Source organism: Novosphingobium sp. 9, assembly GCF_025340265.1.
In the GTDB taxonomy this organism is placed as follows: Bacteria; Pseudomonadota; Alphaproteobacteria; order Sphingomonadales; family Sphingomonadaceae; genus Novosphingobium.
Window position 1 is genome coordinate 563,701 of record NZ_CP022708.1, and the last position, 15,098, is coordinate 578,798.

Genomic DNA, 15,098 nt, shown 5'->3' on the forward strand with positions numbered 1-15,098 from the left:
AGACCGCTCTGGCCTTGTCAGCCCAGCTGCACTCCAGACGACTGGCGGCATGAAGCGCGGGAAGGGCCCTCGCGTGCAGAGGTTGCGATCCTTTCCTACACCACCACCGGCGCAGTAGGATGTTTGCCGGATCATCTCTCCTGACCGGTGGATCGCCGCAGGCGGGGGAGGGCATGCAACCGGAAGCCAAAGTGACACCGATGTTTACACTGTACGCAACAAAAATCAGGTACTTGTGTCGAGAAACCGTGAATTGCGCCCGGAAGTTGACACTTTTGCTCTGAACCGTGTCAACTGTGTCAACCTTGCCCCTTTTGCAGGGTCGCCCCGGCGCACTTTCGCGCGGCGCTATTCACTGGCCCTTAATGCCGAGGCCCCCTATACCCTGACATATGACAACGACCCCGCGTGCTGCCCGCTCGTTCGCCTGCCTGCTTCTCCTGTCCCAGACCGCCGCGGTTCCGGTGTTCGCGCAGACAGTCGCGCCCGCCGTGAACGCGGCTGCGGCGCCCAAGCCGTGGCTTTACAAGAACAGCGACGTTCCGCCCGATCCGGACTGGAACTTCGGCGAGCTGTCAAACGGTCTGCGCTATGCCGTGCGACATAACGGCGTGCCGCCGGGGCAGGTCTCGATCCGCGTGCGGGTGGATGTGGGTTCGCTCTACGAGACCGATGCCGAGCGCGGTTATTCGCACTTGCTCGAACACATGCTGTTCCGGGAATCCAAGTATATCCCTGAGGGCACCGCGATCGCGACGTTCCAGCGGCTTGGCGCCTCGTTCGGCACCGATACCAATGCCGAGACGACGACGACGCAGACGGTGTTCAAGCTCGACGTGCCCAATGCGACGCCGACCTCGCTGGATACCGTGTTCAAGCTGGTCTCGGGGATGGTGACGGCGCCCACGCTTTCGGCGCTCGACCTGAAGAAGGACCTGCCGATCGTGCTCTCCGAAATGCGCGACAACGGCGGTGCCTCGCGCCGGGTGCAGCAGGCGATGCAGAAGACGCTCTATGACGGCCAGCCGCTGTCGGACCGCGATCCGATCGGCACGCTGGGCTCGTTGCAGGCAGCGACGCCCGCCTCGGTCCGGGCCTTCTACACGCGCTGGTATCGCCCGCAGACCGTGACGGTGATCGTTGCAGGCGACGCGCCGGTGCCCGCGCTGGAAGCTTATGTGAAGAAGTGGTTTGGTGACTGGCAGGTGCCCGGCAAGGTTACGCCGCAGCCCAGCTTCGGCGCTCCGATCGCGCCTGCGGGCAGCGATCCGAAGAACCCGGTGGGCGCGACGAAGGTGATGGTCGAGCCCGATCTTCCGCCCTCGCTGATGTATGCCGTGCTGCGGCCCTGGCATCAGGTGAACGACACCATCAAGTACAACCAGGGCCTGATGATCGACCAGCTGGCGCAGGCGATCATCAACCGTCGTCTGGAAACCAAGGCGCGGGCAGGCGGCAGCTTCCTGACAGCCTCGGTCGATCAGGAGAACGTCGCGCGCTCGGCCAACGCCACTTTCGTTTCGGTGACGCCGCTGGGCGATGACTGGAAGGGCGCTCTGCACGATGTGCGCGCGGTGATCGCCGATGCGATGACCCGCCCGCCGACGCAGGAGGAGATCGACCGCGAGGTCGCCGAGCTCGACGTCTCGTTCCAGGTGCCGGTCGAGCAGCAGGCGATCCTGCCCGGCGGCAAGCTGGCCGACGATCTCGTGAACGCGCTCGATATTCACGAGACGGTCGCCGCGCCCAAGGACGTGCTGAACATCTTCCGCAGCTCCAAGCCGCTGTTCACGCCGGACGCCATTCTGGAGCACACGCGCCAGATCTTCAGCGGCACGGTGACGCGAGCGATGTTCACGGTGCAGAAGCCCGGCGTCGCGACTGACGCGCAACTCCACGCAGCGCTTGCGGCTCCGGTGAAGCCGGACGAAAGCGTGCGCGAGGACATGAAGCCCGTGTCCTTCGCCAACATGCCCGCCATCGGCGCGCCATCTGCGCCGACGGCGGTGGCGCCCATCGGCCTGCTCGGCATCCAGCAGCTGACGTTCGCGAACGGCGTCAAGGCGCTGCTCTGGCCCGCCAAGGAAGAGCCGGGCCGGGTCATGGTGAAGGTCCGTTTCGGTGGCGGCTATGGCGCGGTGGCACCCAAGGATGCGACCTATCTGGCGCTGGGCGACATGGCGCTGGTGGGCGCGGGCGAGGCGACGCTGAACCAGAACGACCTCGACCGTATTTCCACCGGGCGCAAGCTGGGCTTCGATTTCGATATCGACGACGGCTCGTTCCAATTCCAGGCGGAAACGCGCCCTTCCGACCTTGCCGACCAGCTCTATCTGTTTGCGGCCAAGCTCGACATGCCGCGCTGGGACAAGGGACCGTTCGAGCGGGCGAAGGCCGCGGCGAAGATCCAGTACGATACTTTTGCCAGCTCGCCGCAGGGCATTCTCAACCGCGATCTGAACTATTACCAGCATGGGCAGGACCAGCGCTACGCAACGCCCACGCCTGCGCAGATCGACAAGACCGACATGGCCGATTTCCAGCGTGTGTGGAGCCGCCAGCTCGCCAGCGGCCCGGTTGAAGTGCAGATCTACGGCGACTTCGATCAGGCAGCCGCCATCGCCGCGCTGACCAAAACGTTCGGCGCGCTGAAGCCGCGCACCACCACCGATGCGCAGGCGGTCGTGCCGGTGGGCGTGCCTTCGCCCTCGACCCAGCCGATCCGCGTCGGCCACCACGGCGATGCAGATCAGGCGGCGGCGGTGATCTCGTGGGCGACCGGCGGCGGGTCTGACGATATCGCGCAGTCGCGCCAGCTCGAGATCCTCACGCAGCTGTTCTCCAACCGCCTGATGGACGCCATGCGCGAGAAGCTGGGCGCGGCCTATTCGCCCTATGTCTTCTCCAGCTGGCCGATCGACGAAAAGGCAGGCGGGGCGATCACGGCGGTTGCGCAGATCGAGCCCGACAAGGTGCCGCTGTTCTTCCAGACGGCGGATGACATCGCCCAGAACCTGATCGACAATCCGCCGACGGCTGACGAACTCGCTCGCGTCATTGAACCGCTGCGCCAGCAGGTCACGCGCGCCGCTTCGAGCACGGCGTTCTTCATGGACCAGCTGGAGGGCGCGACCTGGGATCCCAAGCGGATCGCGGCAGTGCGCACGATTCTGCCCGATTATACGCAGACGACCCCGCAGGCGATGCAGGCCCTGGCAGCCAAATACCTCGGGAAGGGTAAGAGCTGGCGGCTGGAAGTGCTGCCCGATCCCAAGACCGCGACGAAGAAAAAGTGAAGCATGGCGCCGGGTTAGCGCCCGGTGTCTGCCAGCCTGGGGAATCGCCGGGCCTGATCGACGTAATCGAATATGCCGATCGGGCTTTCGATCTTTGCAAAAATTGCCGAAAGCGGTAAAGGGCGCGCCTTGCGTGATCCTCGGCGGAGTCCAAATCCAGCCGGATGGGAGAGATCGCGCGCCAACATGGAGTAAACGACGTGGCTAGCAATTGGACCCCGGATGGCTGGAAGGCGAAGGAAGCCCGCCACCTCCCGGTATATGGCGATGTGGAACAGCTTGGCGCGGTTGAGACCACGCTTGCGAAGTTTCCGCCGCTGGTCTTTGCGGGCGAGGCGCGCGAACTGAAGAAGGATCTGGCCGAAGTGGCGGCGGGTCGCGGTTTCCTGTTGCAGGGCGGTGACTGTGCCGAGAGCTTCGCCGAATTTCACCCCGACAACATCCGCGACACCTTCCGTGTGCTTTTGCAGATGGCTGTGGTGCTGACGTTCGCGGGCAAGCAGCCGGTGGTGAAGGTCGGCCGCATGGCGGGCCAGTTCGCCAAGCCGCGCTCGGCGCCGACCGAGACGATCGGTGGTGTCGAACTGCCGAGCTACCTCGGCGACATCATCAATGGCGTCGAGTTCGATGCGGAGACGCGGCGCAACGATCCCGAGCGCATGGTCAAGGCCTATGCACAGTCGGCATCGACGCTTAACCTGCTGCGCGCGTTCGCCAGCGGCGGCTATGCGAATCTGCGGCAGGTCCACCAGTGGACGCTGGAGCATATCAACCGCAGCCCGTGGGGTGAGCGCTTCTCGCAGATGGCCGACCGCATCGGTGAGGCGCTGGACTTCATGGCGGCCTGCGGCGTGAATCCGTCGACGGTGCCGCAGCTTCAGGGCACCAATTTCTACACCAGCCATGAAGCGCTGCTGCTGCCCTACGAGCAGGCGCTGACCCGTCGCGATTCGCTCACCGGTGACTGGTATGACTGTTCGGCCCACATGCTGTGGATCGGCGATCGCACGCGTTTCGAAGGCTCGGCCCATGTCGAGTTCCTGCGCGGCGTCGGCAATCCCATCGGCATGAAGTGCGGCCCCAGCCTTGAGCCCGACGCGCTGATCCGCATGCTCGACACGCTGAACCCGGCGCGCGAGCCCGGCCGCATGACCCTGATCGCCCGCTTCGGGCATGACAAGGTCGAGGCTGGCCTGCCCAAGCTGGTGCGCGCGGTGAAGGCCGAAGGCCACCCGGTGGTGTGGTCGTGCGACCCGATGCACGGCAACGTCATCAAGTCCGACAGCGGCTTCAAGACCCGTCCGTTCGACCGTATCCTTTCGGAAGTGCGCGGCTTCTTCGCCGTCCACCGTGCCGAGGGCACGCATGCGGGCGGCGTCCATGTCGAGATGACCGGCCAGGACGTGACCGAATGCACCGGCGGCGCCATCGCCATCACCGACGAGGCGCTGAAGGACCGCTACCACACGCACTGCGATCCCCGCCTCAACGGTGCCCAGTCGATCGAACTTGCGTTCGAGATGGCCGATCTGCTCAATCTCGAAATGTCGGAAGGGCGCCGCGAAGCCGCCTGATCGCCTGATCACAAGCGAACCGAGACAAGCGCGGCGGGAGAGATTCCGCCGCGCTTTTTCGTGCATTCCCACCGCTCGCGATACATGCCGAAACATGTCGATACGCAAAGCGAACAGGTGCACTCTTGTTCGCTGATGACCGCGCTCGATAAGGGCACAAGGCATCATCAGCAGGAGGGAGAAATGTCATGCGGTTTCGCATAACAATGTGGTTGGCGACCCTGATCGCAGCATTTGCGCTGACGTCAGGCGCAGTGCAGGCCAGAAACGCACCGACCGGGCAGTCGCTTGCGGTCGTCAGACCGGTGGTATCGTGTGCAGCCCTGTCAGCAACCGACCTGACCGCGATTGGCGGTGCAGGCAGCGGCGTGACCTCGGCAACGCTCGACAAGAGCGACGGCATCGAGGTGTGCGACGTCAAGGGCACGCTGACACCCAAGGTGAACTTCGAGGTTTTGCTGCCAACGAAAACCTGGTCGCAACGTTATCTTCAGGTCGGCTGCGGAGGGCTTTGCGGAGACATCACCCTGCGTTCCGGTGCCTCCAGTGGTTGCAAGGTGCTGAACGATGGCGGTTTCGTCATGGCGGCGACCGACATGGGGCATACCGGGCAGAGCGGCGAATGGGGCCTTGATGATCAGCGGCGCGCCGATTTCGCTTATCGGGCAGAGCATATCACCGGTCAGGCCGCCAAGCTGTTGATCCGCAAGTTCTATGGGCGCGCTCAGAAATACGCCTATTTCAACGGCTGCTCCGACGGCGGGCGCGAGGCGCTGATGGAAGCTCAGCGTTTCCCGGACGATTTCGACGGCGTGATCGCCGGCGCCCCCGCCATGCTGTTCCAGGTGCAGAACACGCTGTACCATGGCTGGATGGCTACCGTGAACCGTGATGCGGCAGGCCATAATATCCTGCTCTCCGCCAAACTGCCGGCATTGCATGCGGCCGTGCTCGCGGCGTGTGACGGCAACGACGGCGTGACGGACGGCATCGTCGCCGTTCCTGCCGCGTGCCGGTTCGATCCCGCGGTTCTGGCCTGCAAGACCGGACAGTCGGGTAATGCCTGCCTGACCGCAGCCGAAATCGATGTGGTGCGCAAGTTCTATGAGGGGCCTCGCGATCCCAAAACGGGTTCGCCGCTGACTGCCGGGCAGCCGCTCTATGGTTCTGAACTCAACTGGCAGGGCATCTATGTGCCTGACAGCGACGGGGGCATGATGATGAGCACGATGATCGTGCCGCCGGTTTGGAAGGATATCGCTTTCGTTCCGCCGCGCACCACGGCGACGATGGCGGACTGGACTTTCGATACCGCCACGCTTGATGCCCTGAGAGCGCGCCACACGCTGTTCGATGCCACCAATGCGAACCTCGACGCTTTCGCGGCGCGTGGCGGCAAGCTGATCCTGTGGCATGGTCTTGGCGATCCGCATATTTCGCCCGCGAACACGGTTTCGTACCAGCAGGCGATCGAAAAGGCGATGGGCCGTGATCGCGTGAACGGATTTGAGCGCCTCTATCTGCTTCCCGGTGTTGCCCATTGCGGCGGTGGGCAGGGGCCGTCTGCGCTCGATCTGCTGTCGGCGATGATGGCCTGGGTCGAGGGAGGGCATGCGCCCGATGCGATCCTGACTTCGACTACGGCAACGGAGAGTTCGTTCGGTCAACCGACCGCTGGCAGCAAAGGGGGCGCTCGACAGGGGCCGCCGCCGATGGCCAAGCTGGAGACAGCAGCGCTACCGGCCATGACCCGCCCGGTCTATCCCTATCCTTTCGTTGCAAAATACAAGGGCACGGGTGACTACACCAAAGCGGTGAACTGGGAGAAGGGCGCTGCGACCCAGGTTGTTGCGCTGCATCCATGGCCCGGCAGCGATCTGTTCGCACCGTTCATTTTCTCCGACAAGTGACCTTATGTGCAAGGCCCGGCAAGCAAATTGCCGGGCCTTGCCGTCGCGCTCTCTCCGGTCAGACAGGCAGGCCGACGTAATTCTCGGCGATCGAGCGCTGGGCGGCCTCGCTGGAGGCGATGTAGTCCAGTTCGGCTACCTGCATCCGCCGCTCGAACGGGCCGTCTTCGGGGAAGCGGTGCATCAGGCGGGTGAGCGACCAACTGAACCGCTCCGATTTCCACACGCGGGCCAGCGCCTTGTCCGAATAGCTGATCACGGCTTCTGCATCGTTCCTGCCAAAGAACGCGATCAGGGCTTCGGCGGCGTAATGTACGTCGCTGGCAGCGAGGTTCAGGCCCTTGGCGCCGGTCGGTGGGACGATGTGCGCGGCATCGCCGCACAGCAGCAGACTGCCATGGCGCATCGGCTCGAACACGTAGGAGCGCAGCGGTGCGATCGACTTTTCCAGCGAGGGGCCGCGCGTGATGTGTGCGGCGGCATCGGGGCCGAGGCGGATCGCCAGTTCGTCCCAGATGCGATCGTCGCTCCAGTCCTCGACCTTTTCGGTCAGCGGCACGTCCACGTAGTAACGGCTGCGCGTGTGGCTGCGCTGCGAGGCGAGCGCGAAGCCGCGTTCGTGGTTGGCATAGATCAGCTCGTGGTTGCACGGCGGCACGTCGGACAGGATACCGAGCCAGCCGAACGGATAGACCCGCTCGAAATGGCGCGCGACCGAGGCGGGGATCGCCTGGCGCGAAGGGCCGTGGAAGCCGTCGCAGCCGACGATGATGCGGGCCTCGATGCGGTGCTCGGCGCCGTCCTTGGTGTAGGTCACGCTGGGCGTGTCGCTCTCGATATCGTGCAGCGCGACATCGCTCGCCTGATAGATCACTTCGAGGCCGCGCGCCTCGCGCGCGTCCATCAGGTCGCGGGTCATCTCGGTCTGGCCATAGACCATCACCTGCTTGCCGGTCAGCGCCTTGATGTCGATGCGGATCAGGCGCTCGCCGTCGGCAAGGTTGAAACCGTCGTGGGGCAGGCCCTCGGCTTTCATCCGCGCATCGAGGCCGAGCCGCTCCATCATAGCGACGGTGCCCTGTTCCAGAACGCCTGCGCGGATACGCGAGAGAACGTAATCGGGGCTCTGGCGTTCGAGGACGACGCAGTCGATCCCCTCGCTCTTGAGCAGGTGTCCCAGCAGCAGGCCAGCAGGCCCCGCGCCGATAATGGCGACTTGACGCTTCATGCAAACTCTCCCGAACGCCCGTAGAACGGGCCGTGGTCTTGTTGCCGAGTTTGACATTCCGGATCGTTTGCGGAAGGGTTTGGTAGGACAAAGATTGGTACTTTCGAGACAAAGATGGCCTTGCATCGCGTTGCTTCCGTGCCCGTCTATGCACTGTATGGCGAAGAGCAGCCGGTCGAGACGCCGGGCTTTGCGCATATCGAGACGATTGCCGCGCGCTCTTCGCTGCACGATTGGGAGATTGGCACGCACCGGCATCGCAGCTTCGCGCAGGTGCTGATCGTCCAGCAGGGGAAGTGGAGGTCCGTCTGGGTGAGGAACACGTTCGCCTTGCTGCCCCGGCGTTTGTCGCAGTGCGGGCGGGGATCATCCACGGTTTCCAGTTCCGTCCGCAGACGCACGGCGTGATCCTGACGCTGGCGGCCGACCACGAAGGCGTCGCGCGCGCGCCGGCGCTGGCGGCGATGCTGGAGCATGGCGGCTATGGCGCGATGGCGCCGGACGAGGCGGCGCGAGTGGAGCGGGTGGCGCGCGAACTGCTCGACTTGACGGGAGACTGGCGCGAGCCCGACGCCCTGTTTCACGCTCTCGTCACGGCGCTGCTCCATGCAGTCCAGCGTGCGGCGCGTGCAGGGCAGGCTATGAGATGGAGCCGCGGATGGTGCAGTTCTATGATCTAGTCGAAAGGCACTATCGGGACAGTTGCGATCTGGCTTTCTTCGCTGGCGAAATGGGCGTTACCACACGCACGCTGACCCGATTGACGGTCGCTCGGACAGGGCTGGGGCCTATCGAATTGGTCAACCGCCGCCGGGCGGCGGAAGCGCGTCGGTTGTTGCGCTATTCCAATGCCAGTGTGGCGCAAATCGCCGATACGCTGGGATTTGCAGACGTGTCCTATTTCTCGCGTTTCTACATGCGGATGACGGGGCAACGCCCAAGCCGTGATCGACATCCAGCGACATTCGGGCAATATGATAATAAATGCTAATGACATTCAGTAATGATAAGGCAGTCCTATCTGCTTTACCTTCGAGAGAGAGCAGCCTAACGGCGATGGTTCCCGGCCGGGCGGTGCGAGCCTGGCGTTGACCTGAGACCATGATGTTCCGTCTGTCTGTTGGCCGTCCTGCTTTCCATGCCCGATTGCTTCTTTCGACGGCTGCCTTCGCCGGATTGTTGATCGGCGTAAACGCCTATGCGGATACAGATGCAGGCAACGATGCACAGGACAAGTCGGTCATCCATGTCACCGGGCATGCCGATAGCGACGGGATGATGCCCGCGCAGGACAGCGCTGCGGCGATCAGCGAAGTGACGGCGGACTTCCTCAAGCTCCAGCCCCCGACGCTGAACGCGTTCCAGATGGTCAGCCTGCTGCCCGGCGCGAATGTCGCATCAAGCGATCCCTATGGCCTTTCGACCAGTTCGGGCATCACCATGCGTGGCCTCGGGCAGGACGAGATCGGCGTGCTGATGGAAGGCGCGCCGCAGAACGACATCGGCTATTATTACGCCTACCCCTCGCAGTTCGCCGATACCGAGAACTTGCGGTCCGTTGCGCTCAGCCCCGGTTCCGTCGATCTCAGCGCGCCGGTGGTGAACGGCGCGGGCGGGCTGCTTTCGGTTGCGCTCGCGGACCCGGAAAAGACGATGGGCGGGCTGCTCGACCTGTCGCTCGGCTCTTACGACCAGCGGCGGATTTTCGCCCGCTTCGATACCGGCACCATCGGCAACACCGGCCTGCGTGCCTTCGTATCGTACTCCGACACGCGGGCCGACAACTGGCGCGGCGCGGGCGTGGACAAGCGCCGCCACCTCGATTTCAAGCTGCTGAACGAATGGGGCGAGGGCAACCGCGCCGCTCTGGCGGTGTCGTTCAACGAGGCGGATTCGTCGGTCTATCCCGGCCCGACGCTGGCGGACTGGAAGGCCTATGGCCGCCATCAGGGTTACGATGCCAGCTATGACGCGGCGGACGGCGGCAACCTGAATTACTGGCGGCTCTACCGCGCGCCGTTCCGCAACCTCTATCTGTCCGCACCGATCCACCTGAAACTGGCGGACAACCTCGATCTGGACAGCACCAGCTATCTCCAGTTCGGCTACGGCAACTCGCCCTACGGCACGCAGCTGAGCGAGGAAGGCAACTACCTCGGCACCGAGGCACTGGCGCCGATCACGCTGGCCAATGCGGTCGATGGCACCGCGAACGTGCTGGGCAACTACACCGGCAAGCAGCTGCGGGCAGGCGAAGTCGCCAGCCTGACCTGGACCACCGGGGCGCATAAAATCACCGCCGGGCTCTGGGGCGATTACGGCACCGACCGCGTGCTTCAGACCTACACCGCGCTCAATGCCGATGGCACGCCGACCGCGATCTGGGGCCATACCAAAGACGCGATCCGCACCGCCGATGGTCGCCTGCTGGCCTACGAGAACATCCGGACGACGACCGTTACCAAGGGCTTCTTCGTTGCCGATACGATCACTGTCGATCCGCGCCTGACCATCGACGTGGGCTTCAAGGGCGTCGATTTCCTGCGCCATGGCCGCAACTATCTGCCCGGCGATCAGACTACGGTTCATGCCGACAGCTTCGCCGCGCTGCCGCAGGCGGCGGTGCGCTACAAGCTGGACGATCACAACCAGTTCTTCGCGAACGTGACCACGCACTTCCGCGCGCCGGACGAGTTCTCGCTCTATGACAGCTACGATGGTGGCGAAGTCACCTCGCAGGGTGTGAACGGGCTGAAAAACGAATATTCGGTGTCCGAGGAGCTGGGCTGGCGCTATTCGGGCAGCCGTGTGGCGGTGACGCTGACCGGCTTCCACTACCACTTCCGCAACCGGCAGGTCTCGACCGTGGTCGATTCCGACGGCGCGCTGGTCTACGCCACGGTCAATGCCGGGCGCCAGACCTCGTGGGCATCGACGGCGAGATCGACTATCGCCTGAACGATGCCGTCAGCCTTTATGCCTCGGGCGAATGGCTGCGCGCAAAGAACGACGACGATCTGCCGATGGGCGATGACTATCTGCCGACCAAGGGCAAGGACGCGGTCGCCAGCCCGCATTACCAGCTGGGCTTCGGCGGGCGCTATGACGGCGGGCTGTTCTTCGGAACGCTGGGCGTGAAGTACGTCGCCGCGCAGTATGCGACGTTCATGAACGACGAGCGGATTCCCGGTTTCGCCAATGTCGATGCCGGGATCGGCGTGCATCTGGCCGGACTGATCGACGGCAAGCGCACCGATTTGCGCGTCAACGGGATGAACCTGTTCAACGCCCATGCCCTGTCCGGTGTGCAGTCGATCAGCACCAATGCGCAGGATACCGTGGGCCGGAACGGCACCGTGATCGAGGGTTCGGCGCCTGCCTACTACATCGCCAGCGGCCGCGCGGTGATGGTCACGCTAACGCGGGGGTTCTGACGACGAGGATGCCCGCTACCGATCCTCGACACGACGACCCCCGACACGCCGACCATCGCGTCCACGGCATGGGCACCGGGCTGGAGGCGCCGACCTGGGCGCCGATCTCGGGGGAAGAGGCCGCTGAGGTCGTCGCGCGCTTCCCGGCAGCAGGGACGCTTCAAGGGATCGAATGGCACTCGCCCCGTCCGTTCTCGGCGGGAGCACTGGTTATCGCGGAGCAGGGCACATTCTTTCTCAAGCGCCACCATCTGTCGCTGCGCGACGCGGCGGGTCTGGCCGAGGAGCATGCCTTCATCGCGCACCTGCGCGAACAGGGCGTGCCGGTGCCAGAGGTTCTGACGGCGGACAGCGGCAGCGGCACCGTCGTTTCGGGCGACTGGATATACGAGCTCCATCGCCGCGTTGGCGGGGTGGATCTCTACCGCGAGCGGCAGTCGTGGACGCCGTTCCTCTCGCCCGCCCATGCCCGTGCGGCAGGTGCGGCGCTGGCGCGGCTGCACGATGCCGCCGAGAGTTTCGAGGCCCCGGCACGGGATGTGCGCCCGCTGGTCTCCAGCTTCACGATCCTGCCTGCTGCCGATCCGCTGATGCAGGCCGAGGCCTATATCGCCGCACGGCCCGCGCTCGCCACGTTCCTTGCCGACAAGCCGTGGCGCGAGACTTTCGCACGGCTGCTCGCCACATGGGGAGACGGGCTGGCGGAGCGCCTGTCCGCGCAGCCGGAGTTATGGACGCATAGCGACTGGCACCCCTCGAACCTGATGTGGGACGAGGCGGGCGAAGTGGCTGCCGTGTTCGATTTCGGGCTGGCGGACCGGACCTGTGCGCTCCACGATCTGGCGACCGCGCTGGAGCGCTGCGTGATCGCGTGGCTGCGGATCGGCGAGGGCGCGCCGCTGGTGGACTTTCCCGCAGTGCAGGCGCTGCTCGAAGGCTACCACGCGGTGCGCCCGCTTGAGGGTGAGGACCGCCGCACGCTCGCCGCGCTGCTGCCGCTGGTGCATATCGAGTTCGCGCTGTCCGAAGCCGACTATTTCGCCGGTGTGCTCGATGACGCGGACAGCGCGATGCTGGCCTGGCAGGGCTATCTGATCGGTCATGCCGACTGGTTCGAAAGCGAGGAAGGCCGCGCGCTGCTGAGCGCGATTGCAACACAAGGCGTTCTTACATGACCCCTCTGGAAATCGCGGGTGTTGTCGTCAGCGCACTCGGCATCTGGCTCACCGCGCGGCGGGCGATGCTGTGCTGGCCGGTTAATTTCCTCGCCTGCGCGCTGTACTTTGTGCTGTTCTTTCAGGTGAAGCTCTATGCCGACATGGTGCTGCAGGCGCTGTTCGGCTTCGCGATCCTCTATGGCTGGTTCGACTGGGCACGCGGACGCGACGATAGCGGTGCGGTGATCGTCGCCCCGCTGGCGTGGAGCAAGGCCGCGCTCGGCCTCGCCATCGGCGCCCTGGGGGCGGTGGCCATCGGCACGCTGACCAGCCGCTACACCGATGCGGCGCTGCCGTGGATGGACGCCTCGCTCTCCAGCTTCAGCCTTGTCGCGCAAGTGTGGACCGCGCGGCGGCACCGCGAAAGCTGGCTGTTGTGGATCGCGGTGGACGTGATCTACGTCGGCATGTTCGCCTTCAAGGGCCTGCTGCTGACCGCAGGGCTCTATGCGCTGTTCGTCGCGCTCGCCGTGCTCGGCTATCGCCGCTGGACCCGCGCGATGCGGAGCGTTTCGGTTTAGAACAAACTATCCGCTCACGCATTGTACCCCGACGGGCAGTTTCGTTTTCGGGGTGCGATGACTTTACAACAGTGGCTCTCGGTGGGCCTCCTTTGCGGCATGATGGCGCTGTTCGTGTGGGGGCGGTTCCGCTTCGACGTGACCGCGATCATCGCGCTGCTCGCCGGGATCGCGCTCGGCCTCGTGCCGCCCGCCAAGGCGTTCTCCGGCTTTTCGGACGATATCGTCATCATCGTCGGCTCGGCGCTGGTGCTGTCCGCTGCCGTGCAGCGCTCCGGCCTGATCGAGCGGGCGCTGGACCGGTTCGCGCATCGCCTGCGCCGCCCCGGCTCGCAACTGTTCGCGCTGACAGCGACGGTCGGCGTCGCCTCCGGCCTGATCAAGAACATCGGCGCACTGGCGATGCTGATGCCCGCCGCCTCGCAGCTGGCCAAGCGCAGCAAGACCAACCCCTCGCGCTTCTTCATGCCGATGGCCTTCGCCTCGCTGCTGGGCGGGCTGACCACGCTGGTCGGCACCTCGCCCAACATCATCGTCAGCCGCGTGCGTGAGGAGATGACCGGGCAGCCGTTCCGCATGTTCGACTATCTGCCGACCGGGCTCGGCCTGCTGGTGATCGGCCTGATTTTCCTGCGCTTCGGCAACCGCATGCTGCCCGAGCGGCAGGCGGCGGCAACCATGGGCGAGGCGCTCAACATCTCGGCCTATACCACCGAGGCGACCGTGCAGGAGGGCTCCGCCGCCATCGGCACCACCATCGCGCAGTTCGTCGAGGATCACGAGAACGAGATCGAGGTGACGGCGGTGCTGCGCCGGGGGCAGCGCGCCGAAGTCCACCCGCAGATGCCGATCGCCGAGGATGACGTGCTCATTCTGGTGGGCGATCCCGATGCCCTCGAACGTGCCATCGCGGGCTCCGGCATGGCGCTGCACGACCCGGACGACGAGGATGACGCGCCCGCCACGGACGAGGTGGGCGTGATCGAGGCGGTGGTGACGGCAGGCTCGGTGCTGGTCGGCTCCACCGCCGCGCGGCTGATGCTGAAGGAGCGCATGGGCCTGCGGGTGATCGCCATCGCCCGTGAGGGCGAGCGGCTGCGCAACAAGCCGACCGGCGTCGCCATGCAGGCAGGCGACGTGATCGTCCTTCAAGGCGTGCTCGATGCGATGCCGGGCCGCCTGCGCCAGCTGGGCGTGCTGCCGCTGGCGGAACGGACGATCTCGCTGGGGCGCGAGCGCAAGGGCTGGCTGGCGCTGGCGATCCTCGGCGTCGCCATGGCGGCCACGGCGACCGGGCTGGTGCCGGTGGCGGTGGCGTTCTTCGCAGGCGCGGGACTGGTGCTGATCACGGGCGCGCTTCCGGCAGAGGACGCCTACGAAGCCATCGAATGGCCGATCCTGATCATGCTGGGCGCGCTGATCCCGGTCAGCGAGACGCTCCAGAGCACCGGCGCGTCCGACGTGATGGCGACGCAGCTGGCGCATTTCGCCGCGCACCTGCCGCCGTGGGGCGCGGTGGCGCTGGTGCTGCTGGCCTCGATGGCGGTGACGCCGTTCCTCAACAACGCCGCGACGGTGCTGGTGATGGCCCCCATCGCGGCTGTCTTCGCGCATGACCTCGGCTACCGGCCCGACGCCTTCCTGATGGCGACGGCGATGGGGGCGGGCTGCGATTTTCTCACGCCGATCGGCCACCAGTGCAATACGCTGGTCATGGGGCCGGGGGGCTACAAGTTCGGCGATTATGCGAGGCTCGGCGCGCCGCTCTCGCTGCTGGTGCTGGTGCTGGGGACGCCGCTCGCCATCGCGGTATGGCCGCTGCATTGATGCGTTACGCTGGACGTTTGAGCCTCCGCCGCCTAGGCTGGGCCATTCCTGCCGTCCGTTTCCGGGCCGCTTTCTCTCGACCTTTCAATCG

General features: G+C 65.2%; 10 protein-coding genes and 1 pseudogene. 10 read left to right on the plus strand and 1 reads right to left on the minus strand.

Going from position 1 to position 15,098, the window contains the following annotated elements; translation table 11 throughout:
* The first annotated feature begins 392 nt into the window (after positions 1-392).
* From CI805_RS17225 to CI805_RS17235, 3 genes are all read left to right on the plus strand, one after another.
* On the plus strand, positions 393-3,296 hold the full coding sequence (locus tag CI805_RS17225) for a M16 family metallopeptidase (RefSeq protein WP_260929505.1): 2,904 nt from the start codon (positions 393-395) through the stop codon (positions 3,294-3,296).
* A gap of 200 nt (positions 3,297-3,496) precedes the next feature.
* A complete protein-coding gene (locus CI805_RS17230) occupies positions 3,497-4,870 on the plus strand; it encodes a class II 3-deoxy-7-phosphoheptulonate synthase (RefSeq protein WP_260929506.1) in 1,374 nt (457 codons plus the stop codon).
* A gap of 188 nt (positions 4,871-5,058) precedes the next feature.
* Positions 5,059-6,780, plus strand: a complete 1,722-nt coding sequence (locus CI805_RS17235; protein WP_260929507.1) for a tannase/feruloyl esterase family alpha/beta hydrolase — start codon at positions 5,059-5,061, stop codon at positions 6,778-6,780.
* A 58-nt stretch (positions 6,781-6,838) separates the two neighbouring features.
* Here CI805_RS17235 and pobA read toward each other — a convergent pair whose 3' ends face one another.
* A complete protein-coding gene (gene pobA / locus CI805_RS17240) occupies positions 6,839-8,008 on the minus strand; it encodes a 4-hydroxybenzoate 3-monooxygenase (RefSeq protein ID WP_260929508.1) in 1,170 nt (389 codons plus the stop codon).
* 138 nt (positions 8,009-8,146) lie between these two features.
* Between pobA and CI805_RS17245 the strand changes: the two genes are divergently transcribed.
* The 7 genes and pseudogenes from CI805_RS17245 (at position 8,147) to CI805_RS17275 (ending at position 15,007) form a co-directional block, all read left to right on the plus strand.
* Complete coding sequence (locus tag CI805_RS17245) at positions 8,147-8,416, plus strand: hypothetical protein (RefSeq protein ID WP_260929510.1); 270 nt, start codon at positions 8,147-8,149, stop codon at positions 8,414-8,416.
* Positions 8,362-8,688 carry a hypothetical protein gene (locus CI805_RS17250; protein WP_260929512.1) on the plus strand — a complete coding sequence of 109 codons (327 nt, stop codon included), beginning with the start codon at positions 8,362-8,364 and terminating at the stop codon, positions 8,686-8,688. Before CI805_RS17245 ends, CI805_RS17250 begins: the two co-directional genes overlap by 55 nt.
* Positions 8,667-8,999 (plus strand): helix-turn-helix domain-containing protein, encoded by a 333-nt coding sequence (locus CI805_RS17255; RefSeq protein ID WP_260929514.1) that lies wholly within the window; start codon positions 8,667-8,669, stop codon positions 8,997-8,999. Before CI805_RS17250 ends, CI805_RS17255 begins: the two co-directional genes overlap by 22 nt.
* A 113-nt stretch (positions 9,000-9,112) precedes the next feature.
* Positions 9,113-11,442 (plus strand): annotated as a pseudogene (locus CI805_RS17260) (TonB-dependent receptor).
* A gap of 8 nt (positions 11,443-11,450) precedes the next feature.
* Positions 11,451-12,617, plus strand: a complete 1,167-nt coding sequence (locus tag CI805_RS17265) for a phosphotransferase enzyme family protein (RefSeq protein ID WP_260929516.1) — start codon at positions 11,451-11,453, stop codon at positions 12,615-12,617.
* Positions 12,614-13,180, plus strand: a complete 567-nt coding sequence (gene pnuC, locus CI805_RS17270; protein WP_260929518.1) for a nicotinamide riboside transporter PnuC — start codon at positions 12,614-12,616, stop codon at positions 13,178-13,180. The genes CI805_RS17265 and pnuC overlap by 4 nt, the downstream gene beginning before the upstream one ends.
* Before the next feature lie 57 nt (positions 13,181-13,237).
* On the plus strand, positions 13,238-15,007 hold the full coding sequence (locus CI805_RS17275; protein ID WP_260929520.1) for an SLC13 family permease: 1,770 nt from the start codon (positions 13,238-13,240) through the stop codon (positions 15,005-15,007).
* Positions 15,008-15,098: the final 91 nt, after the last annotated feature.

Coding starts and splice junctions, on each gene's coding strand:
- CI805_RS17225 (WP_260929505.1), top strand. CDS start 393: ATGACAACGACCCCGCGTGCTGCCCGCTCGTTCGCCTGCCTGCTTCTC.
- CI805_RS17235 (WP_260929507.1), top strand. CDS start 5,059: ATGCGGTTTCGCATAACAATGTGGTTGGCGACCCTGATCGCAGCATTT.
- pobA (WP_260929508.1), bottom strand. CDS start 8,008: ATGAAGCGTCAAGTCGCCATTATCGGCGCGGGGCCTGCTGGCCTGCTG.
- CI805_RS17255 (WP_260929514.1), top strand. CDS start 8,667: ATGGTGCAGTTCTATGATCTAGTCGAAAGGCACTATCGGGACAGTTGC.
- CI805_RS17265 (WP_260929516.1), top strand. CDS start 11,451: ATGCCCGCTACCGATCCTCGACACGACGACCCCCGACACGCCGACCAT.
- pnuC (WP_260929518.1), top strand. CDS start 12,614: ATGACCCCTCTGGAAATCGCGGGTGTTGTCGTCAGCGCACTCGGCATC.
- CI805_RS17275 (WP_260929520.1), top strand. CDS start 13,238: ATGACTTTACAACAGTGGCTCTCGGTGGGCCTCCTTTGCGGCATGATG.